This is a genomic window from Haladaptatus pallidirubidus (assembly GCF_020700235.1).
GTDB lineage: Archaea > Halobacteriota > Halobacteria > Halobacteriales > Haladaptataceae > Haladaptatus > Haladaptatus pallidirubidus.
In genome coordinates this window covers 391,043-406,600 of record NZ_CP085307.1, presented here as the reverse complement: position 1 = coordinate 406,600, position 15,558 = coordinate 391,043, and the positions used below count along the sequence as shown (strand labels likewise).

At 50.8% G+C, this 15,558-nt stretch carries 10 protein-coding genes; 3 read left to right on the top strand and 7 right to left on the bottom strand.

Annotated elements, in window-relative coordinates; genetic code table 11:
• Positions 1–282: 282 nt before the first annotated feature.
• The gene (locus LIX15_RS31650) at positions 283–2,214 is read left to right on the top strand and encodes an alkaline phosphatase D family protein (protein WP_345413382.1); all 1,932 of its coding nucleotides are present in this window, start codon (positions 283–285) and stop codon (positions 2,212–2,214) included.
• Between the two features lie 1,344 nt (positions 2,215–3,558).
• On the opposite strand, the gene LIX15_RS31645 is transcribed toward LIX15_RS31650, so the two are convergent.
• From LIX15_RS31645 to LIX15_RS31620, 6 genes are all read right to left on the bottom strand, one after another.
• On the bottom strand, positions 3,559–4,974 hold the full coding sequence (locus tag LIX15_RS31645) for a TIGR00366 family protein (protein WP_227778792.1): 1,416 nt from the start codon (positions 4,972–4,974) through the stop codon (positions 3,559–3,561).
• 184 nt (positions 4,975–5,158) lie between these two features.
• A complete protein-coding gene (locus LIX15_RS31640) occupies positions 5,159–6,139 on the bottom strand; it encodes an LLM class flavin-dependent oxidoreductase (RefSeq protein WP_227778790.1) in 981 nt (326 codons plus the stop codon).
• An 8-nt stretch (positions 6,140–6,147) separates the two neighbouring features.
• Positions 6,148–7,362 (bottom strand): acyl-CoA dehydrogenase family protein, encoded by a 1,215-nt coding sequence (locus tag LIX15_RS31635; protein ID WP_227778788.1) that lies wholly within the window; start codon positions 7,360–7,362, stop codon positions 6,148–6,150.
• Positions 7,363–7,500: 138 nt separating this feature from the next.
• Positions 7,501–8,274: an SDR family NAD(P)-dependent oxidoreductase gene (locus LIX15_RS31630; protein WP_425556828.1), complete on the bottom strand. Its 774-nt coding sequence runs from the start codon at positions 8,272–8,274 to the stop codon at positions 7,501–7,503.
• The gene (locus LIX15_RS31625; protein WP_227778787.1) at positions 8,271–9,815 is read right to left on the bottom strand and encodes a class I adenylate-forming enzyme family protein; all 1,545 of its coding nucleotides are present in this window, start codon (positions 9,813–9,815) and stop codon (positions 8,271–8,273) included. The genes LIX15_RS31630 and LIX15_RS31625 overlap by 4 nt, the downstream gene beginning before the upstream one ends.
• Positions 9,816–9,917: 102 nt before the next feature.
• The gene (locus LIX15_RS31620) at positions 9,918–10,616 is read right to left on the bottom strand and encodes an HAD family hydrolase (protein WP_227778785.1); all 699 of its coding nucleotides are present in this window, start codon (positions 10,614–10,616) and stop codon (positions 9,918–9,920) included.
• A 123-nt stretch (positions 10,617–10,739) separates the two neighbouring features.
• Between LIX15_RS31620 and LIX15_RS31615 the strand changes: the two genes are divergently transcribed.
• Both LIX15_RS31615 and LIX15_RS31610 read left to right on the top strand, forming a co-directional pair.
• On the top strand, positions 10,740–12,383 hold the full coding sequence (locus tag LIX15_RS31615; protein WP_227778783.1) for a long-chain fatty acid--CoA ligase: 1,644 nt from the start codon (positions 10,740–10,742) through the stop codon (positions 12,381–12,383).
• Between the two features lie 100 nt (positions 12,384–12,483).
• Positions 12,484–13,728 (top strand): MFS transporter, encoded by a 1,245-nt coding sequence (locus LIX15_RS31610; protein ID WP_227778781.1) that lies wholly within the window; start codon positions 12,484–12,486, stop codon positions 13,726–13,728.
• Positions 13,729–13,879: 151 nt separating this feature from the next.
• Here LIX15_RS31610 and LIX15_RS31605 read toward each other — a convergent pair whose 3' ends face one another.
• Positions 13,880–15,445: a long-chain-fatty-acid--CoA ligase gene (locus LIX15_RS31605; RefSeq protein WP_227778780.1), complete on the bottom strand. Its 1,566-nt coding sequence runs from the start codon at positions 15,443–15,445 to the stop codon at positions 13,880–13,882.
• Positions 15,446–15,558: the final 113 nt, after the last annotated feature.

Below are 15,558 nucleotides of genomic sequence, written 5' to 3'. Positions count from 1 at the left end.
ATGAGAGAAAAACTATACTAATCTGAATGGATTGTTGGTTCCTATTTATAATATCTATTCTCTTGAAGGCACATTTTAGTGAGAAGACATTTACATTTCTGTATAGTACTTTCCTAAATAATTTTAATAAATTAACAAATAATTATACAACGGTGTATACAGATATTATTTATTAGTATGTAGTGGAAACTTTATTTTTATCGACTACCAATATAACGTCTATCAATAGATATCTATTATAAACGCTCTTATTTTCACGTTTAGATTTTTTGCGTGGGTAATATGACAGAGCCTGATGGTAACAATAAGATGGATACTCAACAAAACAAACTTCTCTCCTCAAACCGCCGTGAATTCCTTCAAACGGCAACGGGTGTGGCTGGACTTACGACGTTCGGAACGATAGGACTTGCTACAGCGAAAAATGACAACAGCAGTCAATTGAGCGACGATCCGTTCACACTTGGTGTAGCTTCTGGTGATCCTCTTCCGGACTCGGTTGTACTTTGGACGCGTCTCGCACCAGAACCACTCCAAGCTGATGGTGGGATGCCAGATAAGAAGGTACCAGTCGCATGGAAAGTGGCTACTCGTGAAAACATGCAGCAGGTTGTGAAAGACGGTACGACGCACGCGCGACCAGAACACGCTCATTCCGTGCACGTTGAACCCGAGGGGCTTGAATCCAATACAGAATACTATTACCAGTTCCGGGTTGGAGAAGACACAAGTCCAGTGGGCCGGACAAAGACTGCCCCAGCACCTGATTCGGATATTGACGAACTGAACTTCGCATTCGCATCCTGTCAGAACTATCCATCTGGATATTACACCTCTCATCAGCACCTTGCTGAAGAAGAGCTTGACATGGTTTTTCATCTCGGCGACTATATCTATGAAGGGGGGTCGCAGGGCTCACTAGACCGAGGCCACGAGCCGCCACGAGAAATCAAGAGTCTAGCCGATTATCGTATTCGTCATGCACAGTATAAGACTGATTCACACCTCCAAGATGCCCATGCGGCATTCCCGTGGTTCGTTACATGGGATGACCACGAGGTCGCAAACAATTACGCAGACGAGATTGATGAAGGAACCCCACCCGAAGAGTTCCTCAAACGGCGAGCAGCTGCCTACCAAGCCTACTGGGAGCATCAACCGATACGCCGGTCGCGGATCCCTGATGATTCAGACATGCCGCTCTACCGTCGATTTACGTTTGGACAGCTGGCCGAGTTCAACGTTCTTGATACTCGGCAGTATCGTGATGACCAGACGCATTCCAGCGAAGAGGCAAAAGATCCTGAACGGACCATTCTCGGTGACGAACAGGAACAGTGGCTGCTGGATGGGTTTAATGAGTCTGCATCCAAGTGGAACGTCCTTGCGAATCAAGTTCCCGTCGCGGCGACGGACGAAAATGCGGATCCGACCGAAGTGGACTTCGGTGGCGGTGACAAATGGGACGGATATCGGGCCGATCGGCAAACATTACTTGACGCGATGGCTAATGATGCAGATCTTAATCCGGTCGTCATCACTGGTGACGTTCACCGCAACTATGCCTACAATCTCAAAGCCGACTTTTCGAATCCGGATTCCGAAACAGTGGGTACCGAATATGTGGGTACGTCGATCTCCTCGTTTGGAGACACGTCTGGACTCACTCAATACGGCCCATCGGCGGGCGAACCATGGCAACGATTCTATAATGTCGATCGTGGCTACGTCCGGTGCACGCTGACGCCCGAGCAGTGGCAGGCCGACTATCGAGTCGTCTCGACCGTTGAGGAACAGAGCGCGACGATCGACACCCTTGCGTCGTTCGTGACCGAGGCTGGCAATCCAGGGGCACAGCTAGCCTCTGAACGACCAGAGGAAGAACCCATTGAGATCACTGATATTCGGCCAAATCAGGAAGGAGATCTCAACAACGAGTACGCTACAGTGAAGAACGAAGGTGATTCGGAGATCGACATGACGGACTTCATCCTCAGCTTCGAAGGCGGACGCGGACAAAACTATACGTTTGGTGATGTCATCCTTGGAGCAGGCGAGACGATCACTGTCCGGAACGGAAGTGGCGAAGATACCGAATCGACCTTCTATACTGGATGGGACGGTGCAGTCCTGAACAACAGTAACCCTGACACAGTAGTCGTTGCCAACGACGAGGGCATCATTCTCGACGAAGAATCCTATCAACCGACCTAAGATCGATGATAGTCGGTGATTAGATTTTTTGATGGATGAGTGGCGGAGACAGGTAGGAATTGCTTGCGGAACTGGCTCCTGTAATACTCGAACCTGACGCCAGCCCCGCTACGTGAAGTATTCTTTTAGTCAAAACGAACCTTTGTAATGCAATAGGATCTCAATTTCACCTCTGTTTATAATTTGTACTATATATTGGTAATATAAAGAATCATATTGTCTTATTCGAAATATTCACCAGTATGAAGAAGCGAGACGTCAAACCTTGAATTCGCTTGAGCCTTGCCGATTACTCTGAGTTAGCATTAACTTCCATTGAGAATAGCATACACTGTTTCTCCATGTTCCGAGTAATACTGGCTGAAAGTGGGATGTCCTGTAAGTGATATGAGACGAATGAGGATATTACTAATCGATACTGTGTGACTACTACTAGCTTTGGGGAGGACGCGACAGTGACTTTATTAGCTCTCATTTAAATTATAAGCAACAGTGGGAATGGTTGGCTCGACGCCCTCATGGAAGCGACTATTCCCATCGAATTACTACGAGACAACGCGAACTAGTGCGCGTTCAGTATTCGATCTCATTTCAACCAGCAAAGCTTCTTTTGTTCAACTACGAGTTAATCGGATGAGTTATCGCTCGATGGCAAGTTACTCATGGGAATTTCCGTCCGCGTCATCAGGGAATATAGATATGCAGCGCACTGTACTTTTTGAGATTCGAAACACATCTTTAATACCATTGCAATTCAGTGATCTCGTACCGACTTGAGTGTTCCATCGCGTGATAAGCACCCGACTGGTAGCAGCCCAATCCTACGAAGACAGTAGATATACTGCATTAGTATAACCTACTAACTAACGAATACGGTTTCAATCCAGAGTACTAGCTATTATGCAGAATAAAGAAAAGAATCTTGTAATTTAGATGTTATTTCCTGAGAGTTATCATCAGATGGATTTGTTATACGGAAAACGTCAAACATCCATGATTCCATAAATCACTCTTGACTCCATAAGCAGTACATTTATCATCGAACATATATTAATAAAATAGATATAAATTGAGAAATGTCATATATATTCACTAACAAATTTATTTTTATTATATGATTTGCATACAAAAATACTGGATATTTGCTCAATTTGACTTCCAAGTATCGTTTTAGCCGAATAATTCCCGTACCTGAACACGCGAGGAATTCTCACGTTGATTTTGTGTTTTCTCTCTAGAACTAGTATGAAAATGTATTTTTTAAGTAGCGGTTCTCGTACTCGGATTCACGATTCAGTAGCGGATTTTTACCTTATAATAATTAAATGTTTGCTCTATCATATATCATATTCCAAGGAATAATGTCATCGTAATTGCCATGACAATAAATCCAGCAACCATTGCGACGGTTGTGTATCCGAGAATGTCGCGAGCTCGGAGTTGCGCAAGTGCGAGTGCGGGTACCGCCCAAAATGGTTGTATCATGTTTGTAAGCTGATCACCCATCATCTCGATGACTACAGCGGTATAAAGGGGCATTCCGAGTTCACGGGTTGTTTCGAGAAGAATCGGTCCCTGTGCAACCCACTGACCACCGCCTGACGGAACGAAGACATTGATAATCCCGGCGCTTATCAGACCGAGAACTGGCCACGTGAGTGGTGTTGCGATATCTGCAAAAAACCCTGCAATAGTCGCGGCGAGCGCTGTGCCAGTAAGGAGCCCTGCGATCCCAGCGTAGAACGGAAATTGGAAGAGGATGCCCGCCACGTTTTCAACGCTGCTATTCATCTGGTCGACGATGGCCTTCGGCGTCACCCAAAGAACGATCGCACAGAAAATGAAAAAGGCGTTAATGGTGTTGAGATTGATCGCACCCAGGCCACTCTGGACCACGTCCGAGAGGAAATAGTACGCAGGGAAAATGGCAATGATCAGCCCAAGTAACCGTGAGTGATTGAACCGATCCGCCATTGTGGACTGCGCGATCCCGCCATCAGTGGTAACTTTGGTATCAACAGATCCGTCTTTGGTCGTCTGGAGTCTGGTTTCGATCTCGTTGTATACGTTGTCCGGGAGTTCAGTGATATTTTCCAGTTTGTCAGGGTGGAGACTACCCATAACTGATGGGATGATGCAAAGTAATAACGCTACAGTGACAATGTTGACAGTACTACCGACCGTTTGTCCCAGAGGTATTCCCTCTTGCGCATAGTCCGGAAACGTCGACGGTATCGCACTCGGATCAGCCATGATGAGTCCGCTTGACGTTGTAATTCCTGAATGCCAAATCATCAATGCAGTGTATCCTGCCGCGATCAACAGCGGGTAGTGCAACTTGAGGCCCTTTTGTTTGCCACGGTATGCGACTTGGCGTGCGATGACCGCACCGACGATTAGTCCAATGGCCCATGAAATGAGACCAGCAACCATCGCCACAAATGAGGTCAACGCAACTGCAGTAAACTGAGAGTTCGGTAAGTCTGCAATTCGACGAAGAAATCTCGACACTGCTGGCGATTTTGCGATTGCATCACCGATCATCAGTGTCAAAGAGAACTGTGCCATAAACACGAGCAACGTCCACACGCCGCCAAACCACGCATCCATCACGCCAGTTGGCGACGTACCGACGAGTAACGCACTCACTGCCCCGATTAGAGTGAGCAGTATGACCAAGACATATGGATCTGGTACATACTCCATGGCGATGTCAGCGAACGCTTCTCCCATTCGTTTAATTGGGTCTGTAAAGGCCATCCGTAACAATAACACATGAACAATCCTATATAATGTTTTGGCATGTTATTACATAACATAAAGCTTCTTCTCAACCTGAATATCGAAGATACAATAGAAATACACTATCGGAGTTGTAAACTGAAATTTGAAGCAAGATAGACTCCCATTTAGGTTCATTCAACTAATCGATTTAGTAGTGGATTTACCAATTGTTGGGGGCGAGTGCATCTATCGTCCGGAGTGTCAGTTCATCATCAGCCTGTCGCGGCACCGTTAGCATCGGTCGATCGATGATACCTTTGTTAATAATATTCCTGAGTCGTTCAATAGCCGTGTTTGGCGTGCCAGCAACGGCAAGGGAGTGAACCATTTCCTCAGTGACCGCACTACTGGCTTTCGTTCGGTTACCATTTTGCCACGCGACAGCAATTTCGTCTGCCTCGTCAGGAAAAACGGTCGCTACAGCTCGCCGATAGCCTTCGCCACTACCGATATAGTATGCGAGATGGCCGCGGACGGCGTCGTAGGCTGTCCCCTTGTTTTCACTCACAGCCGCAGGAACGTACGGTGCGACAGTGATCGAATCCGGATCTCGTCCGCGCTCCTGTGCCGTGTCGGCGATCACTTCAAAGGCGTCTGGGAGACGGTTGAAGGGAATATTGTGCGGAATCCATCCGTCACAGAGTCTCCCAGTCGCTCGTCTGTTCGCCGGACCGAGTGCTGCATTGTACACGGGCACATCCACATCAAGTCCGGGAAAGTCTGCGACACTAATCAGGTCACCATTGTACGTTACGCGGTCGGAATCGCTTAGATATGCCTTGATGAGCTCGACCGTCTCGTGGGTCCGACGAACCGGCCGGTCATAGGCCATTCCGTGGAGATCCTCGACAGCCTTCAGGGTACTCGGACCGACTCCAAGTGTGAACCGTCCGGGTGCAATTCGGTCAACCGTGGCTGCCGCCATCGCGATGACGGCTGGCGATCGTGAGAAGACGTTCACGATGGCGGTTCCGAGTCCGATCGTTTCCGTCTGCGTGGCGATGTCGGCGAGCTGAACGAAGGCGTCGGTTCCCCAAAGCTCGCTGACCCATAGAGTATCGTAACCGAGGTGTTCTGCTTGTTCCGCAATCGCCGTAGACGACTTCGTGGATACCGATGGGAGGATGAGTCCGAGTGGCATCGCGACGATTATTCCTCGTACCGAGTGACGTTAGTAAGCTCGGATTCGTCCACATCGGAGAACGAATCCCGTGCGATGACCCGCTTGTGCACCTCGTCTGCCCCATCGACGAACCGAAACTGCCGAACGTTCTCATAGAAATCGGCAATGGGGAGGTCCTTTCCAATACCATTGGCACCGCACAACTGCATCGCCACGTCGATGACATCTTGGACGACGTTTGATGTGTAGAGCTTGCTCATCGACACCTCCACTCTGGCTTCATCGCCGCTGGCGATACGGTCTGCGGCATTCCTGACCATGCACCGTGCTGCGTGGAGTTCTGTCTCGGCTTCCGCGATATCGAATCGGATGCTCTGTTTGTCGGCGATAGGGGAACCGAACGCCTCGCGCTCTGACACATATGCCTTTGCCACAGCCAATGCGCGGTTCGCCATCCCCGAGTATCGCATGCAATGCGTGAGTCGAGCTGGGCCAAGACGTTGTTGAGCAATGGTGAATCCCTCGTTCTCGTCCCCCATGAGATTCTCGACTGGGACGCGGACGTCTTCAAATCGAATCTCAGCGTGACTCGTACCGAGGAGATCGTCTGCCATGTGAGGGATGCCACGTTCGATGTTCACACCAGGTGTGTCGGCTGGAACGAGAATTATCGAACAGCCACTGTATGGGTGAGCGTCGAAATCAGTTCGTGCCATTACAAGGAAGATGTCCGCTTCGACACCGTTCGTCGTCCACCATTTGTGCCCGTTGATGACCCATTCATCACCGTCTCGCTCGGCAACGGTTTGAATCATTTTCGGATCGGAGCCCCCGCCCTGCATGGGTTCGGTCATACAGAAGCCCGAACGAATATCGCCGGCAACGAGTGGTCGAAGCCATTCGTCTTTCTGCTCCTCGGTGGCGACGAGTTCGAACGTGTGCATGTTTCCCTCGTCCGGGGCATCGACCCGGATAGCTGGTGCAGCTAACAGACTCCTCCCAGCGGCTTCGAACGTCGGGAGTGCATCTCGAAAATCGAGACCCATGCCGCCATATTCGGGTGAAACCTGCGGCGCATAGATATCGCGGTCACGTGCTTCCTCACGGAGTGTGGCAAGTTCGTCGTCGGTTATCTGCTCGGTACCGAGTAACTCCCGTTCGGTGGGAATCACGACTTCATCTACGAACTCGTCGACGCGTGCCGCGACTGCCTCTGCACGTTCGGAGTCATTGTACTCCATAATCTACAATGATGTGTCTATGATAAAAGTTCTCCCACTAGTCAGTGACTTGTCACAGAATGGTGAGATAGTGTCGAGAAAAACGAATTCGAACCGAAACGGACGACGACATCCGCCGATTTGAGCAGTAGCGGTTCGCTATTTGCTTGTCCAGCCCCCATCGACTGTGAGGCAGGTCCCGGTTACGTAACTGGCAGCATCACTCGCAAGGAAGACCACCGGTCCCGCAAGTTCTTCGGGGTCAGCGAAGCGATCCAACGGCGTTCGGTTAATAATCGATTGCCTGAGTTTGTCGTTTTCGCGTAATTCGGTTGTAAGATCCGTTGCCACGTATCCCGGGGCGATGACATTTGCGCGAACCTCTGGTGCCCAGTCGAGTGCGATGCTCTTCGTCATACCGACAAGTCCGTGTTTCGACGCAACATACGGATGTTGGCGGGGAAGGCCGACTACCCCACCGACGCTGGCAATATTGATGAGCGACCCTTTGTCACTTTCGTTGAGGTAGGGTGCCGCCTCCTGCGTGCACCGAAATGCGCCACGAAGATTAACATCGAGGGTAACGTCGTAACCCTCTGAATCGACATCTTCGGGACAACCGAGCGCTGCCGATGGATTCACCCCAGCGTTGTTCACGACGATGTCGATACCACCGAAGGTGTTAGCTGTCCGTTCGAACAGCGATTCGATATCACCGTCGTCGGTCACGTCGGTCAGAATTGCGAGTGACTCGACGCCGTGGGACTCGACTCGTTTTCTGGCCGCCTCGACATCCGACGCGGTTCGGGAGGTTGGGACAACTGTCGCGCCGGCGGCTGCAAGGCCATCGGCGATGGCTAGTCCAATACCTCTGGTCCCGCCGGTAACGATTGCGACGCGCCCAGTGAGGTCGAACTGATCTATAATGCTCATTGTTCCACCTCCTGAGACTCGCGATCCCAGTGACTTGGTTCTTCCTCGCGCTCGCGTGCCCGGAGTTCTTGCTTCTGGATTTTGCCAGTTGGCGTGTACGGAAAGTCGTCGACGAACTCAATGTATCGAGGGATTTTGAACGGTGCCAACTCGGCACGACACTGCCCGACAATGTCCGCTTCAGCCAGCTCGTGACCGTCCTTGATTTGGACGAGTGCCTTGACGACCTCGGAGTAGAACTCGTCGGAACTCGGGATGACGGCCACCTCGTCAATCGCATCGAGCGCTTTGATGACCCCCTCAACTTCGTACGTAGCGATATTTTCGCCGGCCCGACGAACGATATCTTTCTTTCGGTCGAGGAAGTAAACGAAGCCGTCCTCGTCGAGCTTCCCATAGTCACCCGTGTAGAACCACCCGTCACGTACTACCTCGGCTGTCTTGTCGGATTGACGATGGTAGCCAGCCATGAGTGCTGGACATTGTTGGATGATTTCGCCCTTCTCTCCGGCTGGGACGTCGGTGCCGTCTTCATCGACGATTCGGATTCGTTTTTCCGCTGGTGGGAGGCCGATGCTGCCGATGCGGCGCTTCTCGGTGTCCGTCGGGTTGAGTACTAACATAGGGTTCTCGGTAAGGGAATATCCTTCGACGACTCGTACACCGAATCGCTCTTCAAACGGTTCGATGAGTTCTGGTGGCGTGCCCGCAGAGAAGACGAGTTCGACTGGATTGTCGGCGTCATCGGATGATTCATCGACGTTATCGAGCATTTTGAGCATGCTCCCCATCGCGTTGAACTCCGTCACGCCGTGCTCCCGGCACCAATCCCACCACTGGGAAGAGGAAAACCGCTCGTAAATAACCACTTCAGCCCCCGCCGCCGCCGCACCGAGTGTCGAGTAGATCTGTGCGTTGGCGTGGAACAACGGTAGAGCAGTGAACAGCGTGTCTTCGATGGTCATTCCCATGCGCTTTTGGAAGTCGAGGGCGCTTCGCGTCCAGTTTTCATGTTGGCATTCGACTGCCTTCGGTGAACCCGTAGTCCCTGATGTGTACATGTGGAGCCCAATCGCGGTCTCATCACCGTCATGGGAATCGACCGCAGCCGGGTGGTCGGCGGCGAGCGCAGACAACGACTCGTAGTCAGCTACGGGATCTGTCGTCACAATCCGCTCGACAGTCGTGCTTTCAGCGGCTGTTTCGGCCACGTCCAAAAGTGCGGGCGTCGTGACGAGCACGTTCGGCCGCGAGAGTTCGAGTGAGTGGCGCAGTTCATTCGGGGTATACGCGGGATTGGATGGTGCAGTGACGCTGTCAAGGTATGCGTTTGCGAACATGAGAAACATAAACTCGGGACGATTCGGGAGGAACAGGCCGACAACATCCCCGGTTCCGACGCCCAGTGAGGATAGGACGTTCGCGTATCGCATGGATGCATTAGCGGTCTCCAGATAGCTATAGCGTTCATCGAGGAACGTCAGAAACGGCTTTTCAGGGGTTTTCTCGGCTCTGGATTCGAGGAGTTCTTCAATTCGCATCCGTGCCCCGGTATACGTACATCTATCACATGTAGGTTGCCCTTTGCCAACACTTGTCTAAACGCATTTGCACCAATATATAATTCGAATTAAACGATATTGCTAGTATTTCTCCTCCACGAGGTCGATGACAGTCTGCAGATCTTCGACGTGGTAGTCAACGGCAGCGCCATCGTCAGCACCGTACGCAACAGTGCACATTCCGACCTCAGTCGCCCCGACCATATCGTGCTCATACCGGTCGCCGATCATTACAGCATTCGACGGTCTGACACTAGCTTTTCGCAGCGCCGCTTCGAACATTCTCGGGTTGGGTTTCGTCCATCCAACTGATTCAGAGGTCGTAACCGAATCAAACGACTGCATAACTCCAAAACTGTCCAATATGAGCTTCGCCTCTTTGTCATCGATATCGCTTACCACGCCAACGTGGAGGTCGATCTCGTCGAGATATTTGACTGTCTCAACAGCACCTACATTCGGCTGGAGCGTTTCTCGTTGAATACGCTCGAACAGTGGTACCCACGAATCTGTCGGAATTGATTCCGCAGTCACCTCGTCAACGGCTTTCTCGTAGGCGGCTCGCGATGAACGAAACTCCGTCCCATTTCGTTCACGGAAGTGTTGTCCGACCACCGCACGCCATGTCTCGATTGCGTCTTCAACCGGCAGCAGTAGGTCGTACTCATCTGCGAGCGCTTCGACGAATTGCCAATGTGATTTGCGAGCCGATTTAACATCCAGGAGTACACCGCCGATATCCCAGAACACTGCCTCACACTCGCTTACGTCGTTGGTCATGCGCTTAGTTGGAGGGTCAACGGAATGAAACCACCGGCAAAAACCCACCGCGGGTTATGGTTGAGTGAAAATACCGCGGTCGGTAGAACTATTGGGGATGATCATCGTTTTTCATGGTAAGAAATGACAGCTACGGATTTGACGCTACGTCCGTTTTACTGGCGTGCAACAAACCTATTCCCCGAAAAGGAAATCGTCTCACGGGATTCCGATGGTACCACGCGATACGATTATCGTGAATTCGGTGAGCGAACAGAGACACTCGCTGGTGCACTGTCAGCACTCGGTGTAGAGCTGGGTGATCGGGTCGGAACGCTGGGTTGGAACACACATCGTCACTACGAAGCGTACTTTGCAATTCCACTGATGGGTGCACAGCTTCATACGATCAATCCTGTCCTTCCCGATAACCATGTCGAGTTCATTGTTAACGACGCCGGCGATGATATACTCCTCGTCGATCCCGGTGAGCCATTCGAAACGGTCGAACGGCTCTGGGATCGGTTGGCTGGTGTTCGCGAAGTAATCGTCATGGATGATGAGCTGCCAGAAACCGACATCGAGTGCGTTTCAGTCTATGATGAACTCGTCGCCAACGCGGACTCATTTGAGTGGCCGACACTATCGGAGGACCAGCCAGCAGGGATGTGTTATACCTCCGGCACGACGGGGAAACCAAAGGGTGTCGAGTACAACCAGAAAATGATCTACAGTCACGCGATGATGGTGGCAACACCATCTGCTATTGGCATTGGTGAAAGCGACGTCGTTATGCATGTCGTACCGATGTATCACGTTAATTCTTGGGAACTCCCGTTTTCCACAACGATGGCCGGAGCTAAACAGGTATACCCTGGTCCGTCGCCAAGTGCGGAGACACTCGCCCGTCTCATCGAAGAGGAGGGTGTTACACTCACGGCTGGCGTGCCAACGGTCTGGATAAATCTGCTCGACTATCTTGACAATAACAACGCCGATATCAGTAGCTTAGAACGTATTGTTGTCGGTGGAAGTGCCGCACCTCGGGGCGTGATGCGCCGTTTCAAGGAGGAATACGATGTCGTTATCGAACACGCTTGGGGAATGACCGAAACGATGAGCATCGGCAGTGTTTCACGCTCGAAGAGCCACATGCAGGATTGGGATCGTGATGAACGATTCGAGAAACGAACTAAGCAGGGGCTCCTCTCCCCGGGAATGGAGATGAAAATCGTCGATGAAGGCGGGAATGAGTTACCGTGGGATGGGGAATCAGTCGGCGAACTGTACGTTCGTGGGCCGACAGTGATCGGGGGGTACTATAATCGACCACAGGCAAACGAAGCGAGTTTCGACGGTGATTGGCTGCAGACCGGCGATATTGCGACCGTCGACGAAGATGGTTATCTAGAGCTCGTCGATCGCTCGAAAGATATTATCAAAAGCGGTGGTGAATGGATTTCGAGTATCGAACTAGAAAACAAACTTATGGAACATGATGAGATTCTCGAGGCTGCAGTCATCGCCGTTCCACACGATCGCTGGCGTGAACGTCCAGTTGCCTGCGTCGAGCGAAAACAACAATCGACGCTTCAAGAAGACGCTGTATTAGAGTTTCTCGAGAAGGCGTATCCGAAGTGGTGGCTTCCGGATAAGGTCATTTTTATCGAGGGGGTTCCCAAGACCGCGACTGGGAAATTTGACAAGAAACAACTTCGTGACGAATATGAGAATACTGATCTCCCACAAACGCCGGGCAAGGATGACGAAACCGGAGATAATGATTGAGCGTTCTTTGATTCTCAGTGTCCGATTCAGGGGTGTTGCTGAGCCTCATTTACCGCATTATGAGCGATAGTATTTTCACAAAATAAAATAACTCAACACTATGCAATCGCGAATATCAAATTCTGGTGTCTATTACGGGTGGTTCGTCGTTGGTGCATGTTTTCTCGGTTCGTTAGTTGTCTTCGGAATATCGTACTCATTTGGTGTCTTTTTCGACCATATGCTCGTCGAATTCGGTCGATCACGAGGAGAAACCTCTCTCGTCTTTGGTATTCAGACGTTTGTGATGTACGTTGGGGCGGCCGTAATCGGTGGATTCATTGACCGATATGGTACCCGACCGTCACTCCTAGGAGCAATGGGATTACTTGGTATCGGATTTGGTGGCGTTACTATGAGCACATCCTTTACACAGATCATTCTATTCTACAGTATTATCGCGTCTCTTGGCTTGAGCGTCGTATATGTAGTCTCCTTTGCAACCGTTCCTCGATGGTTCAAGCGTCGTCGCGGATTTGCAGGTGGCATCGCGAGTTCGGGAACGGGTGTTGGGATGTTATTTGCCACTCCTGCAGCATCGGCTCTCATCGTCGCTGTCGGGTGGAGATCGACCTACGCGCTCTTTCTTCTGGCTGCGCTGGCATTGCTTGCTATCGCATTTTTAGTCATTGCGGACAGCCCCCGTCGGCTCGACGTTAATATCTCTCGAGAATTCTCGAATGCTCCTGAGTTTGAATCCCAAAAGACGTCGTGGCGAACACAACTCAGTGAAACTGTTGCAGTCGCTCGCACGCCGTCGTTTCTGTTAGTCTTTTTTGGGTGGGTGTGCATCTACGCGACACTCTATATCGTGTTCGCCAACCTTGTAATCTACACTGCAGACACTGGCATGGGTCGCAGTGTCGGAGTATGGGCACTCGGGCTCATTGGCGGCGCAACAAGTTTGGCCCGACTTGGAATCGGACTTGTTTCGGATAAACTTGGCCGAACACGGGTGTTTGTTGTCTGTTCGGGAGTCATGGGACTTTCGACATTTATGTTGGCAATGATCAATTCCGCAGCAGCAGTATTCATTTTTGCAATCATATACGGTGCTGCATATGGTGGAAACGGAGCACTCCTGTCGCCGCTTACTGCAGATCTTTTCGGGGCTAAGAATATAAACGTCATCTTCGGTCTCATCTCCGTTTCATTCGCCATTTCTGGTCTTCTGGCACCACCACTCGCCGGACTGATCTATGATGCCTTTGCGAGTTATGTACCGGCATTTGTAGCTGCCGGACTAATTGGTGTCCTCGGAGCAGGAATGGTCGCCCTCGGAGGAGACATCGCACCTAGTCAATAACGGGTTTAAAGATGCGTTCGACCCAATTTATCGAGCTATTCCAACCCGACTATTTCCATCGCCTTAAACTATTCATCTAGTGGCATCAAGAAAATATGACACTGTGTCAAATAGTCGCTGTTCGAGTATTTTGTCACGGAGTCGTCGATTATTAGTCTCGAAGTTTAAATTTCTGAATCTTACCGCTGGGATTTTTGGGAAGCTCATCTCGGAAATAGTACGCCCGTGGACGTTTGAAGTCCGCCAATTCCGGACTCTGCTTACAGAAGGCATCAAGTGACTCTTCAGTCGTCTCATCACTGAGAACAACATAGGCCACGATGGTCTCGCCCCACTCATTATTCTCTTCACCAACGACAGCCACTTCCGCAATAGATTCGTGCTGGTAGAGGACGTTTTCGACCTCGGTCGGATAGATGTTTTCACCGCCACTGATTATCATATCGTCTATGCGATCGATGAGGTAGAGATAGCCACTCTCGTCGAGATAGCCGGCGTCACCGGTAAAGAACCAGCCATCTCGTATCGCCGATTCGGTCTCCTTTGGTAGCTTCCAATAGCGGTTCATCATAGGCGGACCTTGAAGGACGATTTCGCCGATAGCCCCCACCTCTAGCGTATCGTCCGGCGAGACCATATTTTCAGGCGACTCGCTTTCAGTTGGTTGAACAATTCGAACCTTGTGATTCGGTGCTGCACGACCAACGCTTCCCAGATTCTCTTTAACCTCGAAGGGGAGTAGGAACGTTGCATTGGGCCCCATCTCAGTCATCCCGTATGCAGTCGCGAACGAGTCGGTAAATACGTCCATGCATTGCTCTAACAACGAGGGTGGCATCGGTGCTGCTCCATAGACTCCTAACGCAAGTGAACTCCCATCGAAATCGATTTGCTCCGCGGTCTGGAGTAACTCCGACCATGTTCGCGAGGCGACGAAGAGATACGTTGCCTGTTCCTGGTCGACCATCTCTAAAACCCGTCGGGCGTCAAACTCGTGCAGGATGACCGACTTGGCACCCAGGTTTGCACGCGCGAACAAGCCACAGTTGAGCTCTGCGACGTGATACATCGGCATGACTGATATACCGATCTCCCGAAAATCAATACCTTTGCGACCGTTATACAGCATGTTATGGTAGGTTGCGTCCTCGTGTGTATGAACGACGCCTTTCGGTCGACCAGTCGTTCCGCTCGTGTAAGCGACAATATACTGATCCTCCGAGTTCAGTTCGACGGTCGGGGTCTCAGAACTCGACTCGGCGAGTAACGAATGGAAGCCGACGGCGTACTCCGGTGTGTTGGTAACGTCATCGTCGATGAAGATGAAATGCTCAACCATCTCTAAGTCATCCAAGCAGTGCTCGATCGTTTCACGTGTATCTTCTTCGAACAAGAGGAGTTTCGAATCACAGTCGCCGAGAATATAGACGACGTCTGCCGGTGCCAGTCGGTAATTTACCGGATTCATGACTGCGCCAGCACGAGCAGTGCCGTACGCCGCGACGGCGAATTCTGCAGAATTCTTTAGAAACAGCGACATGCACTCATCAACATCAATGCCGAGGTTCGAGATTGCGTTTGCAAACCGAGTCACTTTGTCATTGAATTCAGTGTACTCCCACCGGATATCTTTATACGGGTAAACAATTGCCTCGCGGTCGGGGTACTTTTGTGCCGTCCGTTCGAGTGTCTCGGGAACCGTTGGCAAGATACTCATACATACTATCTATTCACAAAGCATAATTATTTTCCTGGTCACTTTGCGCCAAGCTAACGGATCGTGGACAGTCGGATGAATATTCTCTCTGTTTCCGTGAACTTCGCCTCCGC

Excerpts from the sequence above, each read along its gene's own strand:
- LIX15_RS31650 (WP_345413382.1), top strand. The coding sequence starts at position 283 with ATGACAGAGCCTGATGGTAACAATAAGATGGATACTCAACAAAACAAA.
- LIX15_RS31645 (WP_227778792.1), bottom strand. The coding sequence starts at position 4,974 with ATGGCCTTTACAGACCCAATTAAACGAATGGGAGAAGCGTTCGCTGAC.
- LIX15_RS31640 (WP_227778790.1), bottom strand. The coding sequence starts at position 6,139 with ATGCCACTCGGACTCATCCTCCCATCGGTATCCACGAAGTCGTCTACG.
- LIX15_RS31635 (WP_227778788.1), bottom strand. The coding sequence starts at position 7,362 with ATGGAGTACAATGACTCCGAACGTGCAGAGGCAGTCGCGGCACGCGTC.
- LIX15_RS31630 (WP_425556828.1), bottom strand. The coding sequence starts at position 8,274 with ATGAGCATTATAGATCAGTTCGACCTCACTGGGCGCGTCGCAATCGTT.
- LIX15_RS31625 (WP_227778787.1), bottom strand. The coding sequence starts at position 9,815 with ATGCGAATTGAAGAACTCCTCGAATCCAGAGCCGAGAAAACCCCTGAA.
- LIX15_RS31620 (WP_227778785.1), bottom strand. The coding sequence starts at position 10,616 with ATGACCAACGACGTAAGCGAGTGTGAGGCAGTGTTCTGGGATATCGGC.
- LIX15_RS31615 (WP_227778783.1), top strand. The coding sequence starts at position 10,740 with ATGACAGCTACGGATTTGACGCTACGTCCGTTTTACTGGCGTGCAACA.
- LIX15_RS31610 (WP_227778781.1), top strand. The coding sequence starts at position 12,484 with ATGCAATCGCGAATATCAAATTCTGGTGTCTATTACGGGTGGTTCGTC.
- LIX15_RS31605 (WP_227778780.1), bottom strand. The coding sequence starts at position 15,445 with ATGAGTATCTTGCCAACGGTTCCCGAGACACTCGAACGGACGGCACAA.